Here is a 20,848-nt window from a genome sequence, read left to right as displayed (position 1 = left end):
CGCTAACATAGTGATAAGATTATGTAATGGGGAAATTGGCATGAATGTAAAAGAGCAACTGCTAGCAATAATTAAGAACGAACAGCAAGATGAAGATCATTATCTAACAACGAATCAATTAGCTGAAAAAATTGATATTAAGCGTAATACTGTCAGCCATTATTTGAATCAATTAGTTAAAGAAAATAAATTAATTAAAATAAATACTCGTCCAGCTATCTTTATTGATAAGGAGACTGCTGAGAAAAAAGCAAAGAGCGAATTAAAAAGTGAATACGTTAGTATTCAAAGCTTACATAGCGAATATCAGCATCAAGATGTTTTTGCTAGTGTAATTGGGAATGATAAATCTCTTTATAGTCAAATAAAAAAATTGAAGGCAGCGGCCTCATATCCGGGAAGCTTGCCTGTACTAATAAATGGTCAAACAGGAACGGGTAAAAGCTATATTGCTAGAAAGTACTTTGATTATTGTGTAGCAGAGGGATATATTCCTGCGGATGGTAAATTTGTTAGCTTTAACTGTGCAGAATATGCTGATAATCCTGAATTACTAACTAGCACGCTTTTTGGCTATGTCAAGGGAGCCTTTACTGGTGCCGATAATGATCATCCTGGTCTTTTCGATGATGCTGATGGAGGTATGCTGTTTTTAGATGAAGTGCACCGACTTGATCCTAAAGGACAAGAAAAATTGTTTTCTTATCTTGATACGGGAATGATTTCGCCGTTAGGTGATGCTGGTAAAAATAAAAAGGTTAACGTTAGACTAATATGTGCTACAACGGAAAATGTTGAAAGTAATTTTTTAGCGACTTTTATCCGGCGAATACCAGTACAAATTACTATGCCACCGTTAAATGAACGGACAATAAATGAAATTAGTGCTTTAATTATTTATTTTTATATAGAACATGCAAAAAAAATAAATAAAGCAATCAAAATTAATAATCAAGTCTTTTCTACGTTAACCAATACAAGTTTCACAAATAATATTGGCCAATTGAAAAATGATGTGCTTTTGTCAGTAGCCAGTGCTCTTGAGAAGAATCCTCAAGCAGATACTGTAAGTATCAAGCTTGCCGACTTACCGCAATCTATTTTGCTTACAAGTGCTAATGAAGAAGAAGTGCTAACGCCTAACAAAGCTGACCTGATTATCAGACCCAAAAGCAATGTTGCAGACTTTTTAGAAAATCAGCAGCGTGATAGCTATATCAAAAAGACAATTGAAAAAATCTTTCTGCTATATAAGCAGGAAGATTTTGCAAATTTTAAAACTAAGTCCTTTGAGGCAATCAATTCATTATGTGATTATTTGATTTTTAAAAAAGATGATTTGAATATAGGTGAGTTGCCGCTTGAATTAATCAAGAACATGCTTAACCGCAAGGTGGGGTATCTTCAAGATAACCTTAATAATGATTTCAATGGGAATATTATAGTTGCTATTTCTTATTATTTTTATTTCCGTCAGGAAAACCATTGGCAGGTTACTATTGAGGATAGTAAGTTAGTTGATGAAATAATCGGTAAAATGAATGAGGCGAATTATATTAAACCAGTTGTGCAGCTGATTATAGACACGATTGGTAACACCTTGAATTTATACACTGATGAAATTGATCAATTATTTTTGACCATATACCTTGAAAGCGTCCAACGCGAAAAGAATTCAGATCTAATTCACTGTATATTACTAGCACATGGATATTCAACGGCAAGTAGTATTGCGGACACGGTTAATAAAATAATTGGTGAGCCGCTACTTGATTCATTTGATATGCCTATTGATATTAAACCTGAAGACATTGCACAAAAAGTGTCAGATTACATTCATGTTCGTCATGTAAAAGATGGCATAATTTTAATGGCTGATATGGGTTCATTAGAAAAAATTCCTGAATTGTTAAAAACAGAAATAAATTTTCCAATTGTAATATTTAATAATGTTTCAACACAGTTAGCATTATTTGCTGCTGACTATATCAAAAAGAAAAAGCCAATTGAAGCAATGATTAAAAATATGAACGATAGTATTCATAATGACTATCGAATTATTTATCCTAAAATGATTAAGCAGGATGTAATTATTGTTTGTTGCACAACTGGTGTGGGTACAGCAATCAAAATCAAAGATATGATAAAAGAAAGTTTGCCAAGCAAAACAAAAGTTGTAGTTAAAGCTTATTCCTATGATTCATTAAAAATTGAAGATCAAGAAAATGCAATTAAGCGCAAATACAACATCTTGACAGTTATTGGAACAGCTAACCCTGAATATCAAAACATTCCATTTATATCGATTGATCAGCTAGTGAATGGTTCTAAACTAAACGCACTAAAAGATGTACTAAAGGGTGACTTAAGCAATCAAGATTTATATGAGTTTAACGATTCTATACTTAGGAACTTTAGTATTGAACGAGTTATTAACTCATTAACAATTTTAGACACCAAGGCAGTAATTAAAAATATTGGAACATGCATTGAACGACTAAACAAGTGCTTGGATAAGAGATTATCTAATCAAACTGTAATGTCTCTATATGTTCATATTAGTTGCATGATTGAGCGAATTATCCGCAATCAGTCATTAGAAAATGGTCCACGTGATTTTCAGGAAGACCAAAATAACAAAAAGGGGATGGCTGATATTCGCATGGCATTAAAGCCGCTTGAAGAGATTTATAATATAAAAATACCTTTAACCGAGATTCAATATATCTATGAATTAGTATTTAATTCTGGAAATCAATAGAAATAACTTTTGACACTATAGTTTTGTTTATCGAGATAGTGTCAAGCTAGTAAACAAAAAAAGAGAAACCAGCAGTATATAGTACTGCTGGTTTTTTAGACACTAACTTGGCACGGTAATTGCTAATAAAATGGTGAAAGCAATAAACATTATTCTTAAGGAGGAATAAGCATGAGTGTTGTATTAGCGAGAATAGATAATCGGTTGTTACATGGAATCATTGTAACGCAATGGGCGCCACAGTCAGGATCCAATCGTGTAATGGTAATTGATGATGATACGGCAAACAATGCGGTTAGCAAGGCAACTATGAAAATGGCTCGCCCAGCTGGTAATGCAATTTCAATCATTACAGAAGAAAAAGCACTAACTAATTTTAAGAGTGGAAAATATGATCCAGAGAAATTACTTATTTTGGCTAAGGAGCCTAAAACTTTTCTCGATTTAGTTAATAGTGGGGTCAAAATTGACAAATTAATTATTGGTGGAACAACTGCACGTGAAAACGGCATTGAAATTTCAAAAAGGGCATTTGCAGATGATGCTGAAATTGCAGATTATGAAAAATTACTAGAAAAGGGTGTTGAACTAATTTCACAGTATGTTCCTGCTGATAAAGAAGTTGTTGTGACCAAAGAGTTTTTAGAAGATAGGAAGAATAAATAATATGCACTTTACAGTTTTACAAATAATTCTTTTAACGCTTTTAGCTTTTATTAAGCATATTGATTACTACGGTATACCGATGCTATTTGTCAATTATCCTGTATTTTGGGGTTTATTTACAGGTATCATCATGGGCGATGTTCAAACAGGTTTATTAGTTGGTGGTACAGTTCAACTAATGTCATTGGGTGTAGCTGGCTTTGGTGGTTCATCAGTACCAGACTACGGAACGACTGCAATTATCGCAACTGCCTTTGGTGTTTCGATGGGGAAGAGTGCTGGTTTAGCAATCGGATTACCCGTTGGGATGTTAGGAGTCCAATTAGATGTTATCGTTAAGATTTTGAACGGTTTCGTTGCTAAAAAAGCTAAGAGCTATGCTGATGCACGTGAATTTAAAAAGATGAACGCTGTAACATGGTTAGGACCAATCTTCTTTGGTTTGTCTGCAGCTATCCCAGTTTTCATTTCAGTTACTTTAGGCCAATCAGCTGTTAACTTTATACTACAAGTTATGCCGAAATGGTTCATGAGTGGTTTAACAATTGCTGGTGAAATGTTACCTGCTGTCGGAATTGCAATGTTACTTAACTATATGCCTACCGGTAAATTAGTTAATTACTTATTAATTGGGTTCTTCTTGGCAGCCTTCTTAAAAGTTCCAATTATCGGTGCTGCAATTATTGGTTTTGCCGCTGCATTTTCAACTTACAAACAAGCTGAAAAAGAAGGTCAGGCTAGAGCAGCAGCTGATGCTGCAAATGTAACTTCTGGTATTGGAGAGGATGAATAGAATGAATAAGAAAAATCAAAAAGATGTTTATGGTCCAATTGTAACTAAGAAAGACTTACACAAGGCTAATTACCGCTGGCTGATGAGTGTTGAGACATACAATTACGAAACTCAACAAGGTGCTTCTGTAGCCTATGCATTGTCTCCAATTTTGCGTAAAATATATAAGAATGATGATGATTATGTAGAAGCTTTGGACAATCATTTCCAATACTACAATACTCAACCTTGGCTTGCTGCTATTGTTTTGGGTGCTTGTGTGGCAATGGAAGAAAAGCAAGGTTTAGCTGCTAAGACCGCAATTAACGATTTTAAAGTTGGTACAATGGGACCATTAGCTGGAATCGGAGACTCATTATTAATGACAATGATTCCAACGATTATGGGTTCAATTGCTGCCTATATGGCTTTACAAAATAATCCATTTGGAATTTTGCTTTGGGGAGTTCTAATTGCAATTATCTTTTTCCTTCGTATGCATTGTTTCGAGTTTGGTTATCGTCAAGGGTCAAAAATTATTACCGAATACGGTGATAAAATTAATTATTTAACAGAAGCTGCTTCTGTTTTGGGAATTACAGTTGTTGGTTCATTAATTGGCTCAGTTATCTCAGTTACTTCACCATTAAAATTTCAGTTTGGTAAAGTTTCAATGCAGATTCAACCAATGTTAGACAAAATATTGCCACAAATGATTCCGGCATTACTTGTTTTGTTAGCTTATAAGCTATTGAAGTCAAAGAAACTAAGTATGACTTGGGTTATTTTGTTATTTATTGTAATCGCAATGTTTGGAGCAGCCTTTGGATTTTTAAAGTAAGGAATAACTATGAAGAAAATAATTGTTATTACTCATTACACGCTGGCAAAAGGCTATCAAGAAACGTTAACTGGTTTAACAAGCGATCAAAAAATTGTCTCTTCGATTTGTGCGTACATGGATAATGAAGGAACAGATGAATTGAAGGATAGAATTAGCAAATTGCTTAATCCAGATGATGAGTTTTATTTGCTGACAGATTTAGGTTTTGGTAGCGTTAATCAAGTTGTTAGTCAATTCATGTCTGACAATGTTCACGTGATTACGGGCGTTAATTTGCCCTTCACGCTTGAGCTCGCTTTAGCAGTAAAAAATAACCAACCAATCAATATTGCTAATATGGTTGATGAAGCAAGACAACAATTATTTCAGGTATCAATGATTGATTCAACTGGCGATGACGATGATGAATAGGTGAGATGATGAGCACTTTAGATGACGTATTACACTTTAAAAATGAAAAAAGCAGAACGATTTCTGCTGAGAATAAAACGGGTGCACCTGGTCAAGCTGCAATGGCAACTGGTAAGTTAGGGCCACAAAGAAAGGGTAGTGCTGATATTTCGCTAGAAGAAGGCGAAACGGTCACTTTAGCTGATATTGATGGTCCAGGTGAGATTCGTCATATGTGGTTTACCGTTACAGATAAAACAACTATGGGTAGCTTTGTACTGAGGGATTTAGTCTTAAGAATGTACTGGGATGATGAGGAAACTCCTTCCGTTGAAGTTCCACTAGGCGATTTCTTTTGTAATGGTTTTGGAACACGCTGTATTGTGAATTCTGTGCCAATTGTTGTTAATCCAATTGGCGGCATGAACTCCTACTTTAAAATGCCTTTCAACAAGCACGCTAAAATTACTATTACTAATGAGCATCCAGCATTTATAAAGCATTTTTTCTACACTATTAATTATGTAGAGAAACCTGAACCAGAGGATGATTTATTGTATTTCCATGCTTATTGGAATCGTGAGGATCCAGTTAAAAAAGGCCAAGATTACACTTTGATTGATGGTGTTAAAGGTAAAGGCTACTATGTTGGAACCTACATGGCACTTTGTGCACTGCAAAGGTATTGGTGGGGTGAAGGCGAATTTAAATTCTATATTGATAACGATGAGCAATATCCAACGGTAACTTCAACTGGTGCTGAAGACTACTTTGGAGGTGCGTGGGCCTTTCAAAAGCAAGAGTATGGTCATCTACCGGAGACTTATACTTATTCAACACCATATCAAGGTTATCCATTCCATGAAACTCAAGACCATACCAGAGATATATTCAGTGCGGGTAAGCCTGATCCTAACTCAGTTCACGCTTGCGGAAATGATGGACTACCACAGCACGGTTTGTATAGATGGCATTTGCCTGATCCAATTGCTTTTTCTGAAAGCTTAAAAGTTACTTTCCAGGATATCGGTAATAACGACATTACTTTGTATGAACGTTCTGATGACGTTTCAACTGTCGCATATTGGTATCAGAGCGAGCCGCACAGTCCTTTCCGAAAATTTTTATCAAGAGAAGAACGGTTACCTAGATAAGATGTATTTATTAAGGCACTGGTATTATCGCAAGATAATGTCAGTGCTTTTTTATTGGAAAAATGTGCACAAAAAAATCCCAGTACTGACTACCTAACAATACTGAGATAAATACCATTTTAACGGAAATACTTATTTAATGCCACTGCAAATTAATAATAACAATAAAAAATTATTATAATTATTTGTCACCACTCATAATAGTGTTTTTAACAATAACGTAATCAACTAATTTAATAGAACTGAGGTCTTTTCCACCTGCATAGGAAATGGAGGACTGTAAATCTTCTTCCATTTCTGTCAAAGTATCAGCAATTGAACCACGGTATGGCACTAGCATTTGCTTACCTTCAACGTTACGATAAGCGCCCTTTTGGACTTCTGAAGCAGATCCCCAGTATTGTTTATATGTTTTACCATTGATTTTGATGACATTACCAGGAGATTCTTCATGACCAGCAAGCATTGAGCCAATCATTACCATTGTCGCACCAAAACGGACAGATTTAGCAATATCGCCGTTATAACGAATACCACCGTCAGCAATTACAGGTTTACTTGCAACTTTACTACACATTCTTAAAGCGGCTAATTGCCAGCCACCTGTACCAAAGCCAGTTTTTAGCTTGGTAATGCAGGCACGGCCAGGACCAACACCGACTTTGGTGGCATCTGCTCCTGCGTTTTCTAACTCGCGAACTGCTTCTGGTGTTGCTATGTTTCCAGCGGTTAAAAAAGTGTTAGGCAATTTTTCCTTGATGTACTTAATCATGTCGATGACATAAACAGAATGACCATGTGCAACGTCAATCGTGATGTATTCTGGAACAATGTTTTCTTCGCTTAATTGATCGATAAAGTCGTACTCGCCTTGTTTAATTCCTACTGAAATTGATGCAAATAGTCCTTTTTCGTGCATCATTTTAATGAAGTCAAGGCGCTTTTCAGGCTGAAAGCGATGCATTACATAGTAATAACCATTTTTGGCCAACCAAACAGCAAGTTCATCATTAATGACACTTTCCATGTTAGCTGGCACAACTGGAATTTTAAATGTTCGGTTTCCAAACTTAACACTTGTGTCTGCATCGTGTCTACTTTTGATGATTCCCTTATTGGGAACAAGCTGAATGTCATCATAGTCAAAAGCTTCCACACTAAAATAATTACTCATGAGTAAATTAGCTCCTATATAAATCTTGGTTTTGAACCAAATTACTATAATCAAAAAGCCTTTTTTTGTCAATATAAAAATCGAACTATTTAAAATAACCTTGTGGTTATAATTCGCATTTAAATTTGACTACATAGCTATAAATTGCTAGACTATTTACGTGATATTTGTAGATTTTGATGAGGTGAATGAAAATGACAGCAGTTGCAGTTGTTGGAAGCCAATGGGGCGATGAAGGAAAGGGTAAAATTACCGATTTCCTTAGTAAGGAAGCTGCTTATGCAGTTCGCTCGAATGGTGGTAATAACGCTGGACACACAATTGAAATTGATGACCAAACTTTTAAGATGCGTTTGATTCCATCCGGAATTTTTGCATCAGCTAAGGGTGCGGTCATTGGTAATGGTGTAGTAATTAATCCAGAAGTATTACTAGGTGAAGTAAAAAGCCTAGAAGAAAGTGGAATTGACACCAGTAAACTAAAGATTTCAAACCGTGCGCATATTATTATGCCGTACCATATTTTGCAAGATGAGTACCAAGAAGAGGCCAAGGGTGCAAACAAGATTGGTACTACCAAAAACGGAATTGGCCCGGCATATATGGATAAGGCATCTAGAGTTGGCATCAGAGTTTGTGACTTGCTTGAAAAAGACACCTTTGAAGAAAAACTACGGGCTAATTTAAAAGAGAAAAATGAACTCTTTACCAAAGTCTATGGTAAAGATGCACTTAAATTTGACGACATTTTTGACCAATACTATGAATATGGTCAAAAAATGAAGAAATACGTTACCGATACCTCTGTTTTGGTTAACGATGCACTTGATAACAACGAAAAAGTTTTGTTTGAAGGTGCGCAAGGAATTATGCTTGATATTGATGAAGGAACATATCCATTTGTTACATCATCAAACTCAATTTCAGGTGGAATTGCCAGTGGAATGGGTGTAGGTGCTAATCGCTTAAACACAGTAATCGGTGTCTGCAAGGCTTACACAACTCGTGTGGGTGCTGGACCATTCCCAACTGAACTTAATGACGAAACTGGGGATTTAATTCGTGAAACTGCACATGAATATGGAACAGTTACAGGACGTCCACGTCGTGTGGGTTGGTTCGATTCAGTTGCTTTGCGTCACGCTAAACGTGTTTCTGGAATTAATGGACTTAGCCTTAACTTGCTAGATATTTTTAGTGGTTTTGATACAGTAAAAATTGCTACAGCATATGAACTTGATGGCCAAGAAATCGATTACTACCCAGCAAGCTTAAAGGAACTAGACCGTTGCAAGCCAGTTTATGAAGAACTTCCTGCTTGGCAAGAAGATATAACTGGTGCAAAATCTTGGGATGATTTACCAGAAAATGCTCAAAAGTTTTTAAACCGCATTTCTGAATTAGTTGATATTCCACTAGTAACAGTTTCGGTTGGTCCTGAACGTGAACAAACGATTGTTTTACGAAATCCATGGGAAATATAATCTATGCTAGAACGTTACACACGCCCAGAGATGGGCAAAATTTGGTCAGATGAAAACAAGTATGCTGCTTGGTTAAAAGTTGAAATTGCGGCTACTAACGCTTGGTGTGAAGCAGGAGAAGTTCCAAAAGAAGATGCGGAAAAGATAGCTAAGAATGCTAGCTTTACTGCTGAAAGAGTAGCAGAGTTGGAGCAGGTGACGCATCATGACGTTGTTGCTTTTACAAGAACGGTATCTGAAAGCCTTGGACCCGAGAAAAAGTGGGTTCATTTTGGTTTGACCTCAACTGATGTTGTTGATACTGCACAAGGATATGTTTTAAAGCAGGCAGATGAAATCATTCGTCAAGATCTGCATGAATTGAAAAAGACGATTGCTGAAAAGGCGCGTAAATATAAAAATACTGTAGAAATGGGTCGGACACATGGTGTCCAAGCCGAGCCAACAACTTTCGGCTTGAAACTTGCACGTTGGTATGCGGAAATTAATCGTGATATCGAGCGTTTCGAGCATGCAGCCAAAGGCGTTGAATCTGGTAAAATTTCGGGTGCAGTTGGTACTTTTGCTAATGTTCCGCCAGAGATTGAAACGAGTGTTTTAAAGCAGTTGGGATTAACGCAACAACCAATCACGAGTCAAGTTCTGCCACGTGATTTGCATGCTGAGTATATTGCTACTTTAGCATTGATTGCTACTAGTATTGAAAATTGGGCAACTGAAATTCGTGGACTGCAACGTTCAGAGATCCATGAAGTTGAAGAGCATTTCCGTGCTGGGCAAAAAGGTTCATCTGCGATGCCGCATAAGCGTAATCCAATTGGTTCAGAGAATCTTTGTGGAATGGCACGAGTACTGCGTGGACATATCGTAACGGCATATGAAGATGTAACGCTATGGCATGAGCGGGATATTTCTCATTCAAGTGCCGAGCGTATCATTTTACCTGACAGCACTATTGCAATTGATTATATGCTAGATCGATTTAATCGAATTTTGACTAACCTTGATGTCTTCCCAGAAACAATGCTCAAAAACATGGACAAGACATATGGCCTAATCTATTCGCAACGCTTACTGCTGAAACTAATTGATGAAGCAGGTCTTTCTCGTGAAGATGCTTATGATATGGTTCAAAAGCTTACAACTAAGTCATGGAATGAAGGAATTTCATTTAGAAAACTAGTTGAAGAAAGTAAAATAATGGATTATTTGTCAGAAGCTGATGTAGCGGATGCATTTGATTATCATTATCATTTACGTCATGTTGATGAGATTTTCAAAAAAGTTGGATTAGAATAAATAAAAAAGCAGTTCATATCACAATGAACTGCTTTTTTGGGGATATTGTATTATACCGATACATGACGAAAAATAATTACGAGTGAATTAGATCACATGAAGAGTAGAGATAACTGCTTGTGTTATTGCTAGGAAGTGATAATTTCTTTTAAAAAGCATTGAAAGCGAATACAAAATGTTTTATACTTAAGTGCAATAAATGTGTTACTGGTTATGCAGGCATGAATTTACAATTGGTTCTTTGACTATTTTAGTTTTGTGTGCAAAAGGGTAGTGAAAAATGATTTTTATTAAAAATTTCAATAATAATGCTGCTTTAGTACGAGACCAAACAGGCGTTGAATGGGTTGTGGTTGGCAGCGGAGTTGGCTTTGGTAAAAAAGCTGGCGATACTGTTGATGAAGATAGGATTAATAGACGCTTTGTTGCCGTAGAGAAAAATCTCAAGATGGTTGATAGTGTTAGTGACATGGACAGAAGAACCTTATCACTGACCACTAAGGTAATCAATTTGGTTACTGACCAGTTGCAGATTGAATTTTCTGATTATCAGTTTATCGTGTTAGCAAGTCACATAGACTTGATTCTTAAAGGCTTAGATGGGCAAATTCAGTATAGAGAAGGAGTTGTTTGCTGGGGACTCAGCAAGCTGTTTCCACATGAATTTGCTGTTGCAAAGCAAGTTACCAAACTAATTAGTGAAAATAGTAAATTTCCAGTTCCAATTGGTGAGGTTTCCTATCTAACATATAGATTCGTCGATGCAAATTCAGAAAGAGTTAGACTAGGGCAAACATTTAAGAATACTAAATTTATTAATGAATTTAGTAGATAATAAAACTAAATAAAAATTGATTAGTAAATCAATGAATCGTTCAGTATTGGACGGCGTGTGATTATAGAAGCATTAGCCTGAGGATACAAAAGAGATTCTTTTACTTACGTAAAGGATATTTTTTGTACTCTCAGGCTTTTCTTTTGCAATTTTTTGCAAAGAAAGGTGGTGAGGAAATTTGAAAATATTATGTATGAGCCATGGTGAAATGGCAGGGGGAGTTGTTCAATCAGCTAAGCTAATTGTTGGAGACGTTGATTACTTAGAACATATTAATGCATATGTTGATGAAAATAACGATGTAGATAAGTTGATTGATGAATATCTTAGGAAAAATAAAGGAGAAACAATTATTGTAGTTACCGATATTTTTGGCGGAAGTGTGAATAACAGTTGGCTTAAAAGGCTAAATAGTGTGAAAAATCTATACTTGGTATCAGGGATGTCTTTGCAGCTGATTATTCAACTTGTTTTAAGTATTGATAGTCAAAACAACGCTGACGTTAAAAAGACCATTAAAGATGCTCTTGCTTTAACCAAGCAAGGCTTTAAATTCTGCAATGAAATAGACTTAAATTCTGGAACGGACGAATTTTAATAGAAAGAAGGAATATCAATGATTATAGCGACAAGAGTAGATCACCGCTTAATACATGGACAAGTTGCATTTTCATGGACATCAGCAATTAATGCTAACTGTATTTTGGTAGCCAATGATGCTGCAGCAAATGACACAATGCAAATGACGACATTAAAATTAGCAGCACCTCAAGGTGTAAAGGTTGTAGTCAAAGGAGTCGAAGACTCAATTAAGCAAATTAATTCCGGTGTAACCGATAAATACAAATTATTTATCATTCTCAAGAGTGTTGATGATGCTTATAAGTTAATTAAGGGCTGCAAAGAAATAAAGAGTCTTAATATTGGCGGAACAATTGAAGATGCTTCAACACAGCAAGTCACTTCAGTAGTTTTCTTAAATGATGAGGATAAGAAAGAAATAAAGGAACTAGGTCAAGATGGAGTAGAAGTTTTTGCTCAAATGGTTCCTAATGACAAAAAAATCGATTTATTAAACAAGGTTTGAAAGGAGTGAAGAAAAATGAGTTTACTTTGGCAATCAATCGCCTTAGGTGTTTTAACAGCAATACTACCCGCTGATTGGCTAACTGGATCAGGAAATATTTCTCGTCCAATTGTGGCAGGAGCACTAGCTGGGTTAGTATTGGGCGACCTTAAAACAGGAATTATTGTTGGTGCAACGATTGAACTTGCATTTATGGGTGCAATTACAATCGGTGCTTCTAAGCCACCTGATGTTATTGCAGGCGGAGTTTTAGGTACTGCTTTTGCAATTGTGACTGGAAAAGGAACAGGATTTGCAATCACACTAGCATTTCCAGTTGCAGCGTTATATCTAATTATTGACAATTTGTTAACAATGTTAATCTTACCGATTTTCCTAAGAATGGGAGACAAATATGCAGAAGAGGGAAACGTTAAAAAGCTGAACAGAATGAATCTTTATGGCTTTATTACTGTTAAGAGTTTACCAAGAGCATTTTTCGTAGGTATAGCATTTTACCTTGGTGGTCCGGTGATGACACACTTGCTCAATCTGATTCCAAATTATGTTCAAAATGGAATCAATATTGCTGCTGGAATCATGCCTGCTCTAGGATTTGCATTGTTACTGGAAATGATTTTGAAGAAAGATGTAGCAATTTATTTCGTACTAGGTTTTGCTCTGTACAGTTACCTTAAAGTGCCAATATTAGGTATTTCAATTTTTGCGATTTGTTTAGTGTACATCATTCTTCACTTAGAAAACAAAATTGATAAAGTAGGGAATCAAAATCAATCAAGCATAGATAGGAGTGATGACAATGAGTTCTAATTTACTAACTAAAAAGGATCTAAAAGGAGTTTTTTTGCGTTCATTAACTCTAGAGGCTTCATGGAACTATGAGCGGCAACAAAATTTGGCATATAGTTATGCGATGAATAAAGTTCTTGCAAAATTGTACCCTGCAGGCGAAGAACGAAAAAGAGCGTTACAGCGACACATGGTTTTCTTTAACTGTTCACCACCACTTGCAACCTTTATTATGGGGATAAATACTGCAATGGAAGAGAAGAATGCCGAAGATCCAGATAATTTTGATCCAGATTCTATTAATAACGTTAAAGCGGCATTGATGGGACCCCTATCGGGAATTGGTGATTCCTTTTTTTGGGGCACACTAAGAATATTAGCTACTGGATTAGGAACTTCATTTGCTTTGCAAGGCAACATTTTAGGACCAATTCTATTTTTACTTGTGTATAACGTTCCTGCGTTTGCTATTCGTTGGTTTGGCCTTTTTAAAGGATACGATCTTGGAGTAGATATGCTGAAAAACGCAGAGTCAACAGGATTTATAGCTAAGTTTTCATATGGAGCATCAATTCTAGGACTGATGGTTATTGGCGGAATGACTTCCAGTATGGTTACGGTCAACTTGGCTGGATCGATTGGTCAGGGAAATGAAGCTCAGACGTGGAATTCAATTGTCAACGGTATTTTGCCTAATATGCTACCACTTGGATGCGTTATGCTGATTTATTGGTTACTTAAAAAGAAAGTATCCACAGTTGTCATTTTAATTGGCATATTTGTTTTAAGTATTGTAATGTCATATTTTGGAATTTTAAAGGTGTAATAAGGAGAAATAGTAATGTTAAAGTTTGATAAACAAGAATTTATTGATGAAGGAAAAAAAGTTTATGCTTTAAGAGATAAGATTGAGCAAGTAGCCGATAAAGTATATGATGATGGCATTTCGAACATATTTTTCACTTCGTCTGGCGGCTCAAATGCTGTAATGCAACCATTCCATTATTTTATTGAAACGACCTCAAAAATTCCTACGTATCTTATTACGGCAGCTGATTTTTTAGCAAGCGGAAATCAACAGTTAAATGAAAAAAGCTTAGTAATCCTGCTTTCTAAATCTGGTAATACTCCAGAAACAGTTGAAATAGCTGAAAAAATGAAAGAAAAAAATATTAGAACGGTTTCTTTTGTGAATAAAGCAGATACAATTTTGGAAAAGTGCTCTACGTTTGCAATCAATACCTTCGGTTATCATCCACAAGAAATGGGATTTTATTTCTTTATTGGAAAAATCTTGCAGAGAAATGGTGAATTTGAAGACTACAATGAATTTGTTAAAGAACTAGAGTTTTTACCTGCTGATATGAATGAAGTATCCTATCAAGTAGATGAAAAAGCTAAAAAATTTGCAGAAAAATATCAAGATGCACCATATCAAATCTGGGTAGGCTCAGGCGATTTGTGGGGCACAACTTATTGCTATTCTATGTGCGTTCTCGAAGAGTCTCAATGGTTGAGAACCAAGTCTGTTAGTTCACCTGAATTTTTCCATGGAACATTTGAACTAGTAGAAAAAGGGGTTCCAGTTGTTCTACTAAAATCTGAAGGTAAGACACGCGCTATGGATGATCGTGTGTCAAAATTTGCAGAAAAATATACAGATGAATACGAAGAATTTGATATGAAGAGCTTTAAATTACCACATATTTCAGCTAAATTTAGACCTTTAGTTGAGGCACCAGTTATGTGGGCAGCATTGAGACGCATAAGTATTCATTTAGAAGATATCAGACATCATTCGCTAGATAAAAGAAGATACTACCGCGTTGTAGAATATTAACTGGTGACTCTGATGACAAAAGATTACGTAGTTGGTATAGGAGATAATGTTGTAGACTATTACCAAAATAAGAATGTTAAGTTTCCAGGTGGTAATTCTGTAAATTTTACTGTTTTTGCTCCTAAAAATCTTGTTGATTCATACTATGTCGGTTCTGTAGCTGATGATGCTGACGGAAATATGATAATTAAAAGTTTAAATTCAGAAGGTGTAAATACATCATTTTGTAATCGAATTGAGGGACAAACTGAAAAGACATGCGTTAATATTGTTGATGGTGATAGACAATTTGTTAGTTTTACAAGAGGAAAGCGAATGCTACCGCCACTGGATAATAAACTAATGGAGCTATGTAAAAATGCCTTAGTTGTTTATAGTGGATGTCATTCTAAAACTGAAGAAGCGCTAAAAAAAGTCCATGATTTAGGCGGAACTACTGCTTATGATTTTTCTGAAATGGAAAAATATCATACGAATGAATATCTTAATAAAATGGCTCCTAATGTTGATATAGCACAGTTTTCACTTGAACAAGCTAATGAGGATGATCAATCAAGGCTATTAGAAATCTGTCTTAAATTTGGGATAAGTTACGTACTATTTACACGAGGTGGGAAAGTACCATTACTTTATGATTTTAAAGGTAATTGCTATACCGGGGTTGTAAATTATAATCCTAAACCCGTTGACACTATGGGAGCTGGAGATACTTTCTTTGCAAACCTTGCAGTTTTATTAGCAAAACATAGACAAAAAAATTTGTTGATTCCAAAGCAAGAAATTATTGATAGTTTGACATTATCGGCTGAAGCTGCCGAAAGAACTATTATGCGTGAAGGATCATATGGATATGGTGAAAAAATAAAGTAAATTAATCTAGTTTAAAGCAGTTCATTATAATATGAACTGCTTTTTGTTTGTCTATAATTGTCCACTTAGTTCGAGATAATTGCCACTTGGATAAAAATGCTAGATTTAAAGTAAAAATAATAGTTTAATTAAATCATTAAGTAATGAAGGGCAGGTGAGAATTGTGAAAATAAAAATAGAACTAAATCCTGATTTAGATGATGAAGATACATGTGTAACTATTAATGCTAAAGCTGTTACTCCAGAAGTTGAACAGATATATCAGCAATTACAGGGGATTAATAGTCATCCTGATCAAATTGAAGGCAAAAAAGAGAATGTTTCTTATTATCTGAGCTTGAACGAGATTTTATTTTTTGAAACTGAAGATAAGCAGGTAATTGCACACACGTGCAGGGATGCATTTATTGTTGATTATAAACTGTATGAACTGGAGAAGTTATTAAGTAATCAGTTTATGCGTGTTTCAAAATCAACCATCCTAAATTTAAATCAAATTTATTCATTAACACGTTCAATTTCGAACTGCAAAATTAATTTTCGTGATTCTTATAAAACTGTCTATGTTTCGCGGCACTATTATCGTAATCTAAATGATCGACTCAATGAAAGAAGGTCTTAATAATGAGAAAGCATAAAATTAGAGAACTATTTTGGGGGTTGGCATTCGTTGCTGCAGCTGTTTTCTTAGTTCTTAACCAATTACATTTATTAACATTTCATTTGGGAATAGGCACAATTATCTGGACAATAGTCTTTGGTGTTTGCTTAATTGAAAGTGCCATAAATAAGAGCTTATTTGGAGCAATTTTCTCAATTGCTTTTCTATTAATTGTTTATGCAAAGCCACTACATATCGTGAAGCTCGTTCCATGGACGATTTTAATCGCAGCACTATTACTTTACATCGGTTTCACAATGATCTTCAAAAAAAGTTTCTGGCCTAAATTTTATTTTGGCTATAAAAAAGATGATTCTGATCAAGGCGATTTTACTGAATCTAGCACCAGTACGATTGAGGGCGAAGACATAGTAATTAATCAGCATTTATCATCCGTTTCGCGTTATGTTCATTCACAAAATTTACGTAGAGTTACGGTTAACTCATCTTTAGGCGAAGCCGAGATATACCTTGATCAAGCTAAACCTGCAGGCGCATTTATCACTATGGATATTAATGCTTCGTTAGGAGAAGTAGAGATTTATATTCCTAAATCATGGAAAATTGATAGCAGGAGACTAGATGTGACTTTGGGCGAACTAGAGATTAACGGGGAATCAACTGGTGAAGGACCTACTTTAGTTCTAACTGGTCAGAGCAGGTTAGGAGAGTTAGAAATTTACTATGTATGATGAATTATTAGCTGACGTTATTGAGGATAGGGAAATTAAAACTGCAATAAAGCAATATCCTCAAAACGTGAGAACTTATTGCCTGGGAAATAAAATAGTGGGTATAAGTACTTACTGGAAAAATGGATTTCATCCTTATTCTTTAAATTTTACGGCTTATCTCAGCCCTAACTTTTCCGCAGCAGAGTTAGAACGAGTTTATCTTCAAATTGTTGCAGACTTAACTAAGAAGGCGCAGCAGGAGAACTGCCAGGCTTTGATTACTTATGACTACGCGCCACAGTTACTTTTCAATTTTTTAGCGCAAGATGCTGGCTTCAACTTGATTCGGAAAACGGTTGAACCCAAAATGTCATTGCAAAGTGCTATGGAGGGCTTAACACCAATAAAGAAGAGCAACTTAAGAGCTATTACTTTACGCCAAGTACAACTTGATTCTGAGATGCGTGAAAAAATAGCGCAAATTTCTTTTAGGGATTATCAGAGAAATCACTTAGCCAATCCAGTAGCTGAAATACCTCTAGCTGAATGGGATAACATGGTTTTTGCAGATCAGTTAGAAGATGCACCATTAGCATTGGTTTCTATGAATCAAATTGAGGCGTATTGCTTTTCTTTTGAAGATAATCCAAAAGAACTAACATTAGGTTGGATGGGAGCAGGTGACTTGAGTAGATTAATGGAGTTACAACAAATATTGTTACTGTGGGCAAACAAGAACTTTCAAGTTTTATCTGGAGAGTTTGATTCGACCGATCAGCTTTCAATGAAAACATATCAGCAATATGCATTTGAACTTTGTCCAGTTTATGAGACATATTTAAAACGGCTATAGAAAAAGGCGCTATTACTTTAGTAATGAGCGCCTTTTTTCTATTAAAACTGATAGCGATATGAATAATAAGGAATTTCCCAAGTTTGCTTATTTGCTGGGACCAAATCATCACTGATTAAGTATTTTGGCAGAAGTGCTGTTGCTTTGCCTTGCTTCACTAGTTGCAAGATCATCTCGAGTGAATCAATTTCGATGATTTCGCTTTTATTTGATGCTAGCTGTAAAGTTAAATCTCGAAACGGACAATTGAAATCAGCGTTGATTGCGACAGGTATTTTCTTGTTTTCAGTGCCTTTTCCAGTTAAAAAGCAGGACTGCAAACTACTTTTCTCTGTTAATAGGTAGTTGGAGGAGCTGATTGGAACGAAAGTCATTACAATATCATAGGTCTTTTTAGTCAGCATTTCCTGAATCGCATCAGTATTTTTAATAATCACTTCGTAGCGATCAATTAAGAACTTGGTCTTCTTAGTAATCAGATAGCCAAAAAGAAGTTCAGCAATCAAGATTTGTGGTTTGCTGGTTGTTAAGCTTGCTTTTAAGTCCTGATAATTTTGTAAGGTTGTAGTTGCAAATTTATACATTTTTTCCCCACTGCTAGTTGGTCTAACACCTAAATTAGAACGAACAAAAAGTGGAGCATTAACTTCTTTTTCAAGGGCTTTAAGTCGTGCGGTAATATTTGATTGGGTATAGCCAAGCTTTAATGCAGCTTTGTTGATTGATTTTAGCTCATAAATTGTTTTAAAAATAGATAAATCGTTAAAGTTCATGTTACACCATATCATTAAAAGTGATAACCCTATTATAATCTCGGATTATGCAGAGCGATTTTTGTCTAATATACTAATTTTGTAATCAAAGGGGGAACTTAATATGACTACAAAAATTGGTATTAATGGTTTTGGCCGCATTGGCCGATTAGCTTTACGTCGTATATATGACATCGATAGTAAAGATTTGGAAATCGTTGCAATTAACGATTTAACCTCACCAGCTATGTTAGCACACTTGCTAAAATATGATACAGCACATGGAAATTTTAAGCACGATGTTTCTGCAACAGATAATAGTATCGTGATTGATGGAAAGAGTATTCCAGTCTATGCTGAAAAAGATGCAGCTAAAATACCTTGGGTTAAAAATAACGGAATCGAAATTGTACTTGAATGTACAGGTTTCTATACTTCTACTGAAAAGGCTCAAGCTCATTTAGCTGCAGGAGTAAAGAAAGTTTTAATTTCTGCTCCAGCAGGTAACATGAAGACAATTGTCTATAATGTTAATGATGACCAGATAAAGCCAGAAGATCAAATTCTTTCAGCAGGTTCATGTACAACTAACTGCTTAGCACCACTTGCTAAAGCTATGAATGATGAATTTGGCATTAAAGAAGGAATCATGACCACGCTTCATGCTTATACCGCTACACAACTGCTACAAGATGGTCCAGATCGCGGAGGCAATGTACGTAATGCTCGTGCTGCCGCTGCTAATATTATTCCACATTCAACTGGAGCTGCTAAGGCAATTGGCTTAGTTATTCCTGAACTAGAGGGCAGATTAACAGGTATTGCTGAACGTGTTCCGGTAATTACTGGTTCATTAACTGAGTTAGTAGCAGTTGTGGAAGAAAAAGTAACAGTTGAAGAATTCAATAGAAGAGTTAAAAAGCATACTGAGAACAGTGTAACTTTTGGCTGTAATGAAGACCAGATTGTTTCTTCTGATATTATTGGGACAGAATATGGTTCTGTCTTTGACCCAACTTTGACTCAGGTTGTTTCAGGTAAAGACGGTGGTCAAATAGTTAAAGGTTATGCTTGGTATGATAACGAATCAGGTTTTGTAGCACAGATGATTCGTACCTTGGAGAAAGTCGCAAAAACAAACTAAACTAATTTTAAAATCATATTCTAAATAAAAGTAAACTCCTAAACTGAGACCAACAGTTTAGGAGTTTTTTGGTAATTAAATTATATCAATCAAGCTATTAGCGTTGAACATAGAATATGTGTTAAGAGCTTATATATTTTATTTATGCCATGGTGCTTGCAGCATCTCAGTGACTGTTTGCTTTATATCATTACTTTGCGTAATCATAGAAATAACTGAAGCACCAGATGCATTGGTCTGTGCAATTGCAGGTAAATCTTTTTCTTCGATTCCACCAATTGCAACAATAGGTCTTGAAGAGTGTTTTACTAGTTTGCTTAGCCCTGCAAGACCAATTACTGGGTCGGCGTCATCTTTTGACTGAGTTGCAAAAACTGGGCCACTACCATAGTAATCAATTCCTTCAATTTGATTAGCAGTTTCAATTTCGGCTAATGTTGAGCATGAATAGCCGACAAACATCGTATTTTTAGCTTCTTTTATTACCTGGGAAATATTTTCATCGTCTTGACCTACGTGAATTCCTTCGGCATGGACACTTTTAGCAAGTTGAACATCATCATCGATGATAAATGGGACATTATATTTTTGACAAAGATGGTGTAATTCTTGTGCCATAGTTAGTTGCGCTGATTTGTCTGAAATTGAATTTATGCCTTTTTCGCGGAATTGATATGCAGTAATTCCAGCTTCTAGAGCTTGCTCGAGAAGACCTGGCAATGTTTGATTTTGTTGTAAATCTTGAGTACCACAAATAAAATATGCCTGTAGAAATTTAGAATCAAATTTTTCCATTTTT

22 protein-coding genes are annotated in these 20,848 nt (G+C 35.6%); 19 read left to right on the top strand and 3 right to left on the bottom strand.

The features are described 5' to 3' along the window. The first annotated feature begins 40 nt into the window (after positions 1-40). From H3T48_RS01805 to H3T48_RS01780, 6 genes are all read left to right on the top strand, one after another. Entirely contained in the window at positions 41-2,761 is a 2,721-nt protein-coding gene (locus H3T48_RS01805) for a sigma-54-dependent transcriptional regulator (protein WP_198188079.1), read from the top strand. Positions 2,762-2,932: 171 nt separating this feature from the next. Next, positions 2,933-3,427: a PTS sugar transporter subunit IIB gene (locus tag H3T48_RS01800; RefSeq protein ID WP_122036256.1), complete on the top strand. Its 495-nt coding sequence runs from the start codon at positions 2,933-2,935 to the stop codon at positions 3,425-3,427. Position 3,428: 1 nt separating this feature from the next. Next, complete coding sequence (locus H3T48_RS01795; protein ID WP_046307936.1) at positions 3,429-4,220, top strand: PTS sugar transporter subunit IIC; 792 nt, start codon at positions 3,429-3,431, stop codon at positions 4,218-4,220. Position 4,221: 1 nt separating this feature from the next. Beyond that, positions 4,222-5,040 (top strand): PTS system mannose/fructose/sorbose family transporter subunit IID, encoded by an 819-nt coding sequence (locus H3T48_RS01790; RefSeq protein WP_046307934.1) that lies wholly within the window; start codon positions 4,222-4,224, stop codon positions 5,038-5,040. A 9-nt stretch (positions 5,041-5,049) separates the two neighbouring features. Beyond that, entirely contained in the window at positions 5,050-5,454 is a 405-nt protein-coding gene (locus H3T48_RS01785; protein WP_074426231.1) for a hypothetical protein, read from the top strand. Between the two features lie 8 nt (positions 5,455-5,462). Beyond that, positions 5,463-6,587 carry a glycoside hydrolase family 172 protein gene (locus H3T48_RS01780; RefSeq protein ID WP_198188078.1) on the top strand — a complete coding sequence of 375 codons (1,125 nt, stop codon included), beginning with the start codon at positions 5,463-5,465 and terminating at the stop codon, positions 6,585-6,587. A 181-nt stretch (positions 6,588-6,768) separates the two neighbouring features. Here the strand turns inward: H3T48_RS01780 and H3T48_RS01775 are convergent, their stop codons facing one another. Then, positions 6,769-7,761: a GMP reductase gene (locus tag H3T48_RS01775; protein WP_198188077.1), complete on the bottom strand. Its 993-nt coding sequence runs from the start codon at positions 7,759-7,761 to the stop codon at positions 6,769-6,771. A 194-nt stretch (positions 7,762-7,955) separates the two neighbouring features. Between H3T48_RS01775 and H3T48_RS01770 the strand changes: the two genes are divergently transcribed. From H3T48_RS01770 to H3T48_RS01715, 12 genes are all read left to right on the top strand, one after another. After that, positions 7,956-9,245 (top strand): adenylosuccinate synthase, encoded by a 1,290-nt coding sequence (locus H3T48_RS01770; RefSeq protein WP_198188320.1) that lies wholly within the window; start codon positions 7,956-7,958, stop codon positions 9,243-9,245. 3 nt (positions 9,246-9,248) lie between these two features. Then, complete coding sequence (gene purB, locus H3T48_RS01765) at positions 9,249-10,544, top strand: adenylosuccinate lyase (protein ID WP_198188075.1); 1,296 nt, start codon at positions 9,249-9,251, stop codon at positions 10,542-10,544. Positions 10,545-10,824: 280 nt separating this feature from the next. Beyond that, on the top strand, positions 10,825-11,379 hold the full coding sequence (locus tag H3T48_RS01760; protein WP_198188073.1) for a CAT RNA binding domain-containing protein: 555 nt from the start codon (positions 10,825-10,827) through the stop codon (positions 11,377-11,379). 178 nt (positions 11,380-11,557) lie between these two features. Continuing rightward, complete coding sequence (locus H3T48_RS01755) at positions 11,558-11,977, top strand: PTS sugar transporter subunit IIA (RefSeq protein WP_198188069.1); 420 nt, start codon at positions 11,558-11,560, stop codon at positions 11,975-11,977. 18 nt (positions 11,978-11,995) lie between these two features. Beyond that, positions 11,996-12,466: a PTS sugar transporter subunit IIB gene (locus H3T48_RS01750; protein ID WP_198188068.1), complete on the top strand. Its 471-nt coding sequence runs from the start codon at positions 11,996-11,998 to the stop codon at positions 12,464-12,466. 15 nt (positions 12,467-12,481) lie between these two features. Beyond that, a complete protein-coding gene (locus tag H3T48_RS01745; protein ID WP_198188066.1) occupies positions 12,482-13,276 on the top strand; it encodes a PTS sugar transporter subunit IIC in 795 nt (264 codons plus the stop codon). Further along, a complete protein-coding gene (locus H3T48_RS01740; protein ID WP_232349837.1) occupies positions 13,260-14,081 on the top strand; it encodes a PTS system mannose/fructose/sorbose family transporter subunit IID in 822 nt (273 codons plus the stop codon). Before H3T48_RS01745 ends, H3T48_RS01740 begins: the two co-directional genes overlap by 17 nt. A 15-nt stretch (positions 14,082-14,096) precedes the next feature. After that, the gene (locus H3T48_RS01735) at positions 14,097-15,095 is read left to right on the top strand and encodes an SIS domain-containing protein (protein ID WP_198188061.1); all 999 of its coding nucleotides are present in this window, start codon (positions 14,097-14,099) and stop codon (positions 15,093-15,095) included. A 12-nt stretch (positions 15,096-15,107) separates the two neighbouring features. Next, positions 15,108-15,965, top strand: a complete 858-nt coding sequence (locus tag H3T48_RS01730) for a PfkB family carbohydrate kinase (RefSeq protein ID WP_198188059.1) — start codon at positions 15,108-15,110, stop codon at positions 15,963-15,965. 163 nt (positions 15,966-16,128) lie between these two features. Then, complete coding sequence (locus H3T48_RS01725) at positions 16,129-16,587, top strand: LytTR family DNA-binding domain-containing protein (RefSeq protein ID WP_046308190.1); 459 nt, start codon at positions 16,129-16,131, stop codon at positions 16,585-16,587. 2 nt (positions 16,588-16,589) lie between these two features. Next, positions 16,590-17,318, top strand: a complete 729-nt coding sequence (locus tag H3T48_RS01720) for a hypothetical protein (protein ID WP_198188057.1) — start codon at positions 16,590-16,592, stop codon at positions 17,316-17,318. 97 nt (positions 17,319-17,415) lie between these two features. Then, the gene (locus H3T48_RS01715; protein WP_198188055.1) at positions 17,416-18,153 is read left to right on the top strand and encodes a hypothetical protein; all 738 of its coding nucleotides are present in this window, start codon (positions 17,416-17,418) and stop codon (positions 18,151-18,153) included. 41 nt (positions 18,154-18,194) lie between these two features. On the opposite strand, the gene H3T48_RS01710 is transcribed toward H3T48_RS01715, so the two are convergent. Further along, complete coding sequence (locus H3T48_RS01710) at positions 18,195-18,926, bottom strand: LysR family transcriptional regulator (protein ID WP_074426237.1); 732 nt, start codon at positions 18,924-18,926, stop codon at positions 18,195-18,197. 103 nt (positions 18,927-19,029) lie between these two features. On the opposite strand from H3T48_RS01710, the gene gap reads away from it, so the two are divergent. Beyond that, positions 19,030-20,049 (top strand): type I glyceraldehyde-3-phosphate dehydrogenase, encoded by a 1,020-nt coding sequence (gap, locus tag H3T48_RS01705; protein WP_198188053.1) that lies wholly within the window; start codon positions 19,030-19,032, stop codon positions 20,047-20,049. A gap of 138 nt (positions 20,050-20,187) precedes the next feature. Here the strand turns inward: gap and thiE are convergent, their stop codons facing one another. Continuing rightward, positions 20,188-20,844, bottom strand: coding sequence for a thiamine phosphate synthase (gene thiE, locus H3T48_RS01700; RefSeq protein ID WP_198188049.1), 657 nt, complete (start codon positions 20,842-20,844; stop codon positions 20,188-20,190). Positions 20,845-20,848: the final 4 nt, after the last annotated feature.

This window comes from Lactobacillus sp. M0403 (genome assembly GCF_016101265.1).
GTDB classification, from domain to species: domain Bacteria; phylum Bacillota; class Bacilli; order Lactobacillales; family Lactobacillaceae; genus Lactobacillus; species Lactobacillus apis.
Note: the sequence above shows the minus strand (reverse complement) of the source record. Positions and strands in the feature narration are given on the sequence as shown.